The following is a 9,457-nucleotide window of genomic DNA, read 5'->3' as shown; positions in this document are numbered from 1 at the left end:
GGCGGCGCCGGTGCTGGCGGACGCGGAGGCTGCCCCCGCGCCCGCCCCGGCCCGGCGCACCCGGTCGCGCAAACCGACCGCAACGTCGTAGTCCGAGCGAACCCGCAGTCCCATCGCGCTCGGAGTTCCCGGCACCAGCCGGAGGTGGGACCAGGAGAGGAAAGGAAGTGTCATGGGCGAAGCGCTCGGTCTCGTCGAGACCAAGGGTTACGTCGGCGCCGTCGAAGCGGCGGACGCCATGGTGAAGGCGGCGAACGTCGTCCTGATCGGCTACCAGAAGGTCGGCGCCGGACTGGTCACCGTGCTGGTGCGTGGCGACGTGGGCGCGGTGAAGGCCGCCGTCGACGCCGGCGCGGTGGCTGCGGCGAACGTCGGCGAGGAGGTCGTGAGCAAGCACGTCATCCCCAGGCCGCACGCGGACGTCGAGCAGTTGCTGCCCAAGAAGGCCTGACATGCAGGACACCCGTCAACTCGTCGAGGAGGTGACCCGCATGGTGATCGGCGAACTTCAGCTGCGCATCGTCGTGGGTGTGTCGAACCGCCACGCGCACCTCTCCCGGGAGGACCTGGCGACCCTGTTCGGCCTCGACGAGTTGACGGTGTACCGACGGGTCCGCCAGCCGAGCGACTTCGCCGCGGAGCAGACCGTCTCGATCGCGGGCCCCCGGGGCGCGTTCCCCAAGCTGCGGCTGATGGGCCCGTGCCGCCCGAAGACGCAGGTCGAGCTGAGCCGCACCGACTGCATCGCGCTGGGCATCGACGCCCCGATCACCCAGTCCGGGCACCTCGACGACGCGGGCCCGATCGACATCGAGGGTCCGCGGGGGACGATCCATGTCGAGCACGGGGTGATGGTCGCCGCCCGGCACATCCACATGGGCCCGAGCCATGCCAGGGCGTGGGGGCTGGCCGACCAGGACCTCGTCCAGGTCCGGTTCGGTGGCGAGCGCGGCGGCGTGCTGGACAACCTGATCATCCGGGTCAAGGACGACTGGGTGCCCGAGATCCACCTCGACACCGACGAGGCGAACGCCCTCGGCCTCCGCGACGGGGAGTACGGGAAGCTCATCCTCCCGTGACCGCGACCATGGCACCCGACATCCGTGACCTCCACACGCCGGAGGCGGCGATCCGCCGCTTCGCCCAGCTGGTGCGCACCGGCGAGGTCGACCCGCCCACCGGCGAGCCGCGGCTCGGCATCGACCTGGGCACGGCGAACATCGTCGTCTCCGTGGTCGATGCGCGGGACCGCCCCGTGGCCGGCGGCTGGCTGCACTCCACGGTCGTGCGGGACGGTGTCGTGGTCGACTGGGCCGGTGCGACGTCCGCTGTCCGCCGGCTCACCGGGGACGTGGAGGCACGGCTCGGCCACCACTTCACGTCCGCGTCCGTGTCGATCCCGCCGGGCATCAGCGAGGGCGACATCCGGGTGTTCCGCAACGTCGCCGGTGCCGCGGGCCTCGACGTCGCGGAGGTGGTGGACGAGCCGGTCGCGGCCGCGAGGGCCCTCGGCATCACCGACGGCTGCGTGATCGACATCGGCCACGGCACGACCGGCGTCTCGATCCTGGCCGGCGGGGAGGTCCTTTCGAGCGTGGACGAGGCGACCGGCGGCCACCACATGACCCTCGTCCTCGCCGGCGCCTACGGGATCGGCTATGACGAGGCCGAGGCGATGAAGAAGGACCCCGCCCGCCGCGACGACGTGGTCGGCGTGATCCGGCCCACGCTGGAGAAGATGGCGACGATCGCGCAGGCCGCGCTCAGGGGCCACGACGTGCCGATGGTCTACCTGGTCGGCGGCTCGAGCTCGTTCCCGAACGCCCCGGACGTCTTCGCCGCACGGCTGGGCCGCCCGGTCGTGCGTCCGGTCGAGCCCCTGTTCGTCACCCCGCTCGGCATCCCCTTCTCGCCCGCTGTGGTCACGGGCTCGACCCGTGGCTCCCGTCAGCCGGAGCGGAACCGATGACCGAGGCCGACCTGAAGCTGCTGGTGCAGGCGAGCGTCCTCGAGGCGATGGCGCCCCGGCCGCGGCGCGCGCTGGTGTTGTTCACCGGCGGGCTGCTGGGCTTCGAGGACGCCGTCGAGAGCCTGCGCCGGCTCGCTGCGACCGGGGTCAGCCTCGACTATGTGCAGACGCCCAGCGCGGAGAACGTGCTCGACCAGACCCTGATCGCAGGCCTGGGCATGCAGGAGGTCTCGCGGCGGATGGTCGCGGAGCACGACATGCTGATCGCGCCGACCCTGACCGCGAACATCGCGGGCAAGGTCGCTCACGGCATCGCCGACTGCAAGGCGAGCAACCTGTTCAGCGAGTTCATCATGGCCAACAGGCTCGTGGTGGCCTCGCGGACGGCGATCTGCCCGGACGGCGCGGCCAAGCAGTCGTGGTTCCCGGAGATGCCGTCGGGCTACGCCGACCTGCTGCGGGCCAACCTGCGCGCGCTCGCGTCGTTCGGCGTCCGGTTGCCCGAGGCGCGGTTCCTGTGCCGGACGGCGCTGGCCGCCTGGGACCGCAGGGACGGCGCGCGCAGGGCGCCGTTCACCGCAGCCTTCGGTACGTCTGTCGCCGGCCTCGCCCGTTCGATCGGCCTCACTCTGGTCGACGGGGACGGCCGTCCCGAGCCGAAGGCGGTTGCCGGGGACGGCCGACGCCACCCGGGACCGGCGGTCGTCGCCTGCGCGCAGCCGCTGGTCAGTCAGCAGGTCGTCCAGCAGGTGCCGAGAGGCGTCGAGTTGAGGGTCGCGAGCAGGGCCCTGGTGACCGCGGCGGCGCGTGACGCGGCCGCGGCCCGTTCCATCCGGATCTCACGGGAGGTGTGACATGTTCCTGGCCAAGGTGCGCGGCACGGTCGTCTCGACCAGCAAGGACGAGCGGCTCGTCGGGTTCAAGCTGCTGCTGATCCAGCGGATCGGCATCGACGACGAGTACGTCGGCATGCCCCAGGTGGCCGTCGACACCGTCGGTGCGGGTGTCGGCGAGCTCGTGATCGTCACCGGCGGCAGTTCCGCCCGCGTGGCCGCGCGTCCGGACTCGCCGATCGACGCGACGATCGTCGGCATCGTCGATTCCGTGGAGATCGGGTCCTGACCGTGCCCAACGTCTACACGCGTACCGGCGACGCAGGCACCACGGGCCTGTTCGGCGGCTCGCGCGTGCCCAAACAGGACCCTGGTGTGGAGGCCTACGGCACGGTCGACGAGGCGAACGCCGCCATCGGCGAGGCCAAGGCACTGGCCACGGACGCGTCGGTGCGGGAGACCCTGCACGGCATCCAGCAACGGCTGTTCGTGCTGGCCGCGGAGCTGGCCAGCGACGCCAACGGCAGGGCGATCCTCGACAACACGGTCGGCACCACCGACATCGCCGACCTCGAGGCGCTGATCGAGGAGTGCCTCGAGGTGACCGGGCCGCAGCGCAACTTCGTCGTGCCCGGCAGGGACGTCCCCTCCGCAGCGCTGCACCGGGCGCGCACGGTGACCCGCCGCGCCGAGCGCCGGGTGCTCACCATGGCGGAGACCCGTGAGGTGCGTCCGGAGGTCGTGAAGTACCTCAACCGTCTCTCCGACACCCTGTACGCCCTGGCCCGGCTCACCGAGCACCAGCACGACCTGGTCGTGATCGAGGGGATCGTCCGCGCCGCCGTCACCAGGGCGCTGGACGCGACGCCATCCGTCGCGGCCTACGATCTCGCCACGCTCAAGCGGATGGCGGATGCCGCCGAGGCCAGGGCGGTCGAACTCGGCGTGCCCATCGTGTTCGCAGGGGTGGACGCCGGCGGCAACCTGCTGCTGCTCCACAGGATGGCCGATTCGCTGCTCGGCAGTATCGACATCGCCGTCAACAAGGCCTACACGTCTGCGGCCTTCAAGCTCCCGACCGCGGCGCTGCACGACGCGTCCGCGCCGTCGGGCGAACTGCACGGCATCCAGAACTCCAACGCCGGCCGGGTGGTGGTCTTCGGGGGCGGCCTGCCGGTCTTCACCGACGGCCGCATCGCCGGCGGCATCGGCGTCTCGGGCGGCACCGTCGCCGAGGACGTCGCCATCGTCACCCATGCACTCTCGATCGCTCAGGAGGCGAGCCAGACATGACCACCATCAGCCCGGAAGTCGTCCGCAAGGTCGTCGCGGAGATCGTCCGCGAGGTCGCGGCCCGGAGTGGGACGCCCACGGTCGGCGACGGCGTCTTTCCCGACATGGACGCGGCCGTCGTCGCGGCGGACGTGGCCTGGCGCGCCTACCTGGACTGCTCGATGAAGGACAGGGCCCGGTTCGTCCGGGTGATCCGCGACGTGGCGCTGCAGCCCGAGCACCTGGAGTACATGGCGCGCTGCGCGGTCGAGGAGACCGGAATGGGCAACGTCGCGGACAAGATCGCCAAGAACCGGGCTGCCGCCGAGTTCACCCCCGGCACCGAGGACCTGGTCACCGAGGCGTGGTCGGGCGATGACGGGCTGACCACGATCGAGATCTCGCCGTTCGGGGTGATCGGGGCGATCACGCCCACCACGAACCCGACCGAGACCATCATCAACAACGCCATCGGCATGCTCGCGGCGGGGAACGCCGTGGTGTTCAGCCCGCACCCGAGGGCCACGAAGATCAGCCACTGGCTGATCCGCACGCTCAACCGGGCGCTGGTCGCCGCCGGGGCCCCGCCGAACCTGATCGTGACGGTGAGCGCGCCGTCCATCGAGAACACCAACGCGATGATGCAGCACAAGCTGGTCCGGCTGCTGGTCGCCACGGGCGGGCCCGGGATCGTGAAGGCGGTGCTGTCCAGCGGCAAGAAGGCGATCGGGGCGGGGGCGGGCAACCCGCCGGCGCTGGTGGACGCGACCGCGAACATCGAGAAGGCGGCGAAGGACATCGTCGACGGCGCCAGCTTCGACAACAACCTGCCCTGCACGGCCGAGAAGGAGGTGATCGCTGTCGAGTCGATCACCGACCTGCTGAAGTTCGAGATGCTCAGACACGGCGCCTACGAGCTCCGCGACCCCGCCCAGATCGCCCGGCTGGTCGACCTGGTGGTGGACGGCAGACACGCCGTCACCGACTGGGTCGGCAAGGACGCGAGCGTGATCCTGGCGGCGATCGGCGTCGAGCCGCCGCCCGGCGTCCGGCTGATCATCGCCGAGGTGCCGTTCGACCACCCGTTCGTCCGGGTCGAGCTGATGATGCCGGTGCTCGGGATCGTGCGCGCGAAGGACCTCGACGCGGCCATGGACATGGCGGTGATCGCCGAGCACGGCAACCGGCACACCGCGATCATGCACTCCAGCGACGTGAACGCACTGACCCGGATGGCCAAGCGCATCCAGACCACGATCTTCGTGAAGAACGGCCCCTCCTACGCCGGCATCGGCATCGGCGGCGAGGGCTACTGCACGTTCACGATCGCCGGCCCGACCGGCGAGGGCCTCACCTCGGCCCGCAGCTTCGCCCGCCGTCGCCGGTGCGTGCTGGTGGGCGGGCTGAACGTCCGCTGAGCCCGCAGGGAACTGCTCCCCCGGCGGGAACCCGGGGCGGGCCCGTCCCCGGCCACCGGTCCCGGTGTGGTGGGGGCGGGTTCGCTCCGTCGGGAGGCTCAGCGGCCACCCATCCACTCGCGCACGGCGGCCGGACAGGCGCCCTCGGCGAGCCACAGGAACGCCGCGGTGTGGCGCAGGTCGACCAGGCGGCGTCCGCGTCCCGTGCGATCCCAGTGCAGGCGGTCCAGGACGTCCGTGCGGCTGAGCGGCTCGCCGGTGCTGGTGGTGAAGAGCACCTCGTCGTCGTCGCGTCCGGCCAGCAGCCGTTCCACGATGGGCCGGATCCGTACCGCGACGGGGACGCATCGCTGCCGCGGCCCCCGGACGCGGAGGTGATCGGGGCCGGCATCGGCAACGGTCAGCCGGCGGGCCTCGTCCCAGCGCAGGCCGGTGCGGGCAAGGACCAGCAGCACGTCCGCCAACAGGGGGGAGTAGCTCGACCATTCGCTCCAGGCGGCCTCGAGTTCGGCCGCGGAGAACGGCTCCACGCGGCCGGCGAGGACGGCGCCGGGGCGATCGGGGACGGGCAGGTGCAGGGGGGTCTGGCCGAGCCAGCCGGGAACACTCATCGTTCGTCATCCTTGCTGCGGCACGGATGACGGTCTCACCGCCTCCCGTGCGTGCGCGACAGCGGGTCAGGGTTGCCGCCGGGCAGAGCATTCCGACTCGCCGTCCAGGACGGCTCACGGCTGCGCGTCAGTGCCGGCTTCTCACCGGCTTCCCTCCGCGGGGCGGGTACTGCAGTGTCAGGCTACTCCGATGCCGGCCCGGCCGACAGCGTCACCAGTGGCTTCGTACGGCGGCCGCCACGCCGGCGAACACGCCCGGATCGACTCGTGCCGAGATCCGCCGGACCCGGGCCGGGTCGACCCGGACGATCCGGTTCACGCGTACCTCGCTCGCCCGGCCCCGCGCGTCCCAGCCGCCGGAGCCGATGTCGACCCAGTAGCGTCCCTCGCGAGCCTCCTGCGCGGCGTCCCGGTCGTGGTCCTTGCTGGTCATCGGCAGGGCGAGCAGCCACGGGCCGTCGGAGCCGATCACGAGGACGGGGCGGTCCTTGCCCTGGCTGTGGTCCTCCTCGAACGGCACCCAGGTCCACACCACCTCACCCGGGTCGGCGGTGTTCCCCGGACGCGGCGCGTAGGTCAACGTAGTACGTCCGACGAAGTCGCCGGGATAGTCCGAGCCGCCGGCGGGCAGGGTTTCGGAAGCCGGGGGACGGGTACTCCCGGTGCGCCGGGAGGGGGACGTCAGGCGGGGCGAGAGGGCGTCGAGGACCGCGCGTCCGATCCGGGTGAAGAGCGTCACGCCGCACACGCTACGACACCGTCGCCGGGACCGTCCGCCCGGGGTTGGCTAGTCTGGCGACGCGAGGAGGAGGAGACATGCAGGTGTGGCCGGGATCGCCGTATCCGTTGGGTGCGACCTACGACGGGCGGGGCACGAACTTCGCCCTGTACAGCGGGGTGGCCGAGCGGGTGGAGTTGTGCCTCTTCGACGAGCTGCACTCGGAGACGCGGGTCGAACTCACCGAGGTCGACGCGCACGTGTGGCACTGCTACCTGCCCCAGGTCGACCCCGGGCAGCGCTACGGCTACCGCGTGCACGGGCCGTGGGATCCCGCGAACGGCCTGCGCTGCAACCCGGCGAAGCTGCTGCTCGACCCCTACGCCAAGGCGACCGAGGGCGAGATCGCCTGGGACCAGTCGCTGTTCGGCTACAACTTCGGCGACGAGAACTCGCGCAACGACGAGGACTCAGCGGGGCGGATGATGCGCTCGGTCGTGATCAACCCGTTCTTCGACTGGACCGGCGACCGCAGACTCCGCATCCCGTACAACGAGTCGCTGATCTACGAGGCCCACGTCAAGGGCCTGACCGAGCTCCACCCCGACGTCCCGGAGGCGTTGCGGGGCACCTACGCGGGCATCGCCCACCCTGCGGTGGTCAAGCACCTGCAGGGGCTCGGGGTGACCGCGATCGAGCTCATGCCGGTGCACCAGTTCATCCACGACCAGCATCTGCTCGACGCGGGCCTGCGCAACTACTGGGGCTACAACACGATCGGCTTCTTCGCCCCGCACGCCGACTACGCGTTCGTGAAGGACGCCGGTGGCCAGGTGCAGGAGTTCAAGTCGATGGTGAAGGCGATGCACGCGGCGGGCATCGAGGTGATCCTCGACGTGGTCTACAACCACACCGCCGAGGGCAACCAGCTCGGGCCGACGCTCAGCTTCAAGGGCATCGACAACCCGTCCTACTACCGGCTGGTGGACGGCCAGGCGCAGTACTACATGGACTACACCGGCACCGGGAACTCGCTCAACGTCGGCAACCCGCACAGCCTCCAGCTGATCATGGACTCGCTGCGCTACTGGGTCCTGGACATGCACGTCGACGGCTTCCGGTTCGACCTCGCCGCGGCGCTGGCCCGCGAGTTCTACGACGTGAACCGGCTGGCCGCCTTCTTCGAGCTCGTCCAGCAGGACCCGGTGATCTCGCAGGTGAAGCTGATCGCCGAGCCCTGGGACGTCGGCCCGGGCGGCTACCAGGTCGGCAACTTCCCGCCGCAGTGGAGCGAGTGGAACGGCAAGTTCCGCGACGCCGTCCGCGACTTCTGGCGGGGCGAACCGGACCTGGGCGAGTTCGCGGCCCGGCTGTCGGGTTCGGCGGACCTGTACGAGCACTCGGGCCGCCGTCCCTTCGCGAGCATCAACTTCGTCACGGCGCACGACGGGTTCACGCTGCGCGACCTGGTCTCGTACAACGACAAGCACAACGAGGCCAACGGCGAGGACAACCGCGACGGCGAGAGCTTCAACCGGTCCTGGAATCACGGGGCGGAAGGGCCGAGCGACGACCCGGAGATCCTCGCGGCGCGAGCCAGGGAGCAACGCAACCTCCTCGCCACGCTGCTGCTCAGCCAGGGCGTCCCGATGATCCTGCACGGCGACGAGCTGGGTCGCACCCAGGACGGCGACAACAACACCTACGCGCAGGACTCGGCACTGTCGTGGCTGCACTGGGACAACGTGGACGCGCCGCTGATCGAGTTCACCGCAACGGTGGCGAAGCTGCGGGCGGACCACCCGACCTTTCGTCGCAAGCGCTTCTTCACCGGCACCGCGGTCCGGGTGGGGGACGAGCAGCGGCTCAACGACATCGTGTGGCTGCACCCCGAAGGACGCCCGATGGAGGACGGCGACTGGCACGCCGACGGAGCCGTCGCGCTCGGCATGTATCTGAACGGCCACGGGATCGCCGGCGTCGACGCGACCGGCAACCGCATCGTCGACGTCCACGCACTGCTGTACTTCAACGGCGGCACCGACGCCGTGCCGGTGACGCTGCCCTCGGAGGAGTACTGCGCCGCCTGGGACGTGAAGGTGGACACCGCCGCCGACGACAGTCCCGCCGAACCGCTCGCCGCCGGCGCGACCAGGGAACTGGCCGGCCACAGCGTGCTGGTGCTGCTGCAGCACACCGGGGTGACCCCGGAGCCGAGGGTGTCCGCGGCCGCGTCCGTCGCGGCGATGACGGCGTCCCGGCCGGAGCCCGACCCTGTCGACCCCGAGCCGGAGCAGCCCGAGCCCTGACCGCCGCCGCAGCGCCGGTCCGGTCCGCAACTACCCCTTCCGGACCGAGTCGGGGACGGTTCTCTACTCGGTCCGCGACTGCCCCTTCCGGACCGAGTCGGGGATGGCTGTCCGGACCGAGTTGGGGACGGTTCTCTACTCGGTCCGCGACTGCCCCTTCCGGACCGAGTCGGGGGACCGAGTCGGGGACGGTTCTCTACTCGGTCCGCGGCCGGAGTCTGGCGGCGGCGGTTCCCCGGTCGCCGTCCGGGCCGGGTCAGGGATGGCTGTCCGGACCGAGTTGGGGACGGTTCTCTACTCGGTCCGCGACCGGAGTGGACCGAGTAG

The 9,457-nt window shown here is 71.1% G+C and carries 10 protein-coding genes and 1 riboswitch; of the genes, 8 read left to right on the top strand and 2 right to left on the bottom strand.

What is annotated here, in order from left to right; all coding sequences use genetic code 11:
- Positions 1-172 precede the first annotated feature (172 nt).
- From QM633_RS15400 to QM633_RS15370, 7 genes are read left to right on the top strand one after another with little or no spacing between them, the layout of a single operon-like run.
- Positions 173-451 (top strand): BMC domain-containing protein, encoded by a 279-nt coding sequence (locus QM633_RS15400; protein WP_415154646.1) that lies wholly within the window; start codon positions 173-175, stop codon positions 449-451.
- A gap of 1 nt (position 452) precedes the next feature.
- Positions 453-1,079, top strand: a complete 627-nt coding sequence (pduL, locus tag QM633_RS15395; RefSeq protein WP_415154645.1) for a phosphate propanoyltransferase — start codon at positions 453-455, stop codon at positions 1,077-1,079.
- On the top strand, positions 1,076-1,969 hold the full coding sequence (eutJ, locus tag QM633_RS15390; protein WP_415154644.1) for an ethanolamine utilization protein EutJ: 894 nt from the start codon (positions 1,076-1,078) through the stop codon (positions 1,967-1,969). Before pduL ends, eutJ begins: the two co-directional genes overlap by 4 nt.
- Complete coding sequence (locus QM633_RS15385) at positions 1,966-2,823, top strand: flavoprotein (protein WP_415154643.1); 858 nt, start codon at positions 1,966-1,968, stop codon at positions 2,821-2,823. Before eutJ ends, QM633_RS15385 begins: the two co-directional genes overlap by 4 nt.
- Before the next feature lies 1 nt (position 2,824).
- Entirely contained in the window at positions 2,825-3,091 is a 267-nt protein-coding gene (locus QM633_RS15380; protein ID WP_415154642.1) for a EutN/CcmL family microcompartment protein, read from the top strand.
- Positions 3,092-3,093: 2 nt separating this feature from the next.
- Positions 3,094-4,095 (top strand): cob(I)yrinic acid a,c-diamide adenosyltransferase, encoded by a 1,002-nt coding sequence (locus QM633_RS15375; protein WP_415154641.1) that lies wholly within the window; start codon positions 3,094-3,096, stop codon positions 4,093-4,095.
- Positions 4,092-5,492, top strand: a complete 1,401-nt coding sequence (locus QM633_RS15370; protein WP_415154640.1) for an aldehyde dehydrogenase family protein — start codon at positions 4,092-4,094, stop codon at positions 5,490-5,492. The genes QM633_RS15375 and QM633_RS15370 overlap by 4 nt, the downstream gene beginning before the upstream one ends.
- Positions 5,493-5,590: 98 nt before the next feature.
- Here the strand turns inward: QM633_RS15370 and QM633_RS15365 are convergent, their stop codons facing one another.
- Both QM633_RS15365 and QM633_RS15360 read right to left on the bottom strand, forming a co-directional pair.
- Positions 5,591-6,103: a tyrosine-type recombinase/integrase gene (locus QM633_RS15365; protein ID WP_415154639.1), complete on the bottom strand. Its 513-nt coding sequence runs from the start codon at positions 6,101-6,103 to the stop codon at positions 5,591-5,593.
- Positions 6,104-6,190: 87 nt separating this feature from the next.
- Positions 6,191-6,256, bottom strand: a riboswitch (cobalamin riboswitch).
- Positions 6,257-6,314: 58 nt separating this feature from the next.
- Positions 6,315-6,842 carry a type II toxin-antitoxin system PemK/MazF family toxin gene (locus QM633_RS15360; protein WP_415154638.1) on the bottom strand — a complete coding sequence of 176 codons (528 nt, stop codon included), beginning with the start codon at positions 6,840-6,842 and terminating at the stop codon, positions 6,315-6,317.
- Positions 6,843-6,919: 77 nt separating this feature from the next.
- On the opposite strand from QM633_RS15360, the gene glgX reads away from it, so the two are divergent.
- Positions 6,920-9,130, top strand: a complete 2,211-nt coding sequence (gene glgX, locus QM633_RS15355; protein WP_415154637.1) for a glycogen debranching protein GlgX — start codon at positions 6,920-6,922, stop codon at positions 9,128-9,130.
- Positions 9,131-9,457 lie beyond the last annotated feature (327 nt).

The organism is Propionicimonas sp. (assembly GCF_047606205.1).
In the GTDB taxonomy this organism is placed as follows: Bacteria; Actinomycetota; Actinomycetes; order Propionibacteriales; family Propionibacteriaceae; genus Propionicimonas.
Note: the sequence above shows the minus strand (reverse complement) of the source record. Positions and strands in the feature narration are given on the sequence as shown.

Excerpts from the sequence above, each read along its gene's own strand:
- QM633_RS15400 (WP_415154646.1), top strand. The coding sequence starts at position 173 with ATGGGCGAAGCGCTCGGTCTCGTCGAGACCAAGGGTTACGTCGGCGCC.
- pduL (WP_415154645.1), top strand. The coding sequence starts at position 453 with ATGCAGGACACCCGTCAACTCGTCGAGGAGGTGACCCGCATGGTGATC.
- QM633_RS15385 (WP_415154643.1), top strand. The coding sequence starts at position 1,966 with ATGACCGAGGCCGACCTGAAGCTGCTGGTGCAGGCGAGCGTCCTCGAG.
- QM633_RS15380 (WP_415154642.1), top strand. The coding sequence starts at position 2,825 with ATGTTCCTGGCCAAGGTGCGCGGCACGGTCGTCTCGACCAGCAAGGAC.
- QM633_RS15370 (WP_415154640.1), top strand. The coding sequence starts at position 4,092 with ATGACCACCATCAGCCCGGAAGTCGTCCGCAAGGTCGTCGCGGAGATC.
- QM633_RS15365 (WP_415154639.1), bottom strand. The coding sequence starts at position 6,103 with ATGAGTGTTCCCGGCTGGCTCGGCCAGACCCCCCTGCACCTGCCCGTC.
- glgX (WP_415154637.1), top strand. The coding sequence starts at position 6,920 with ATGCAGGTGTGGCCGGGATCGCCGTATCCGTTGGGTGCGACCTACGAC.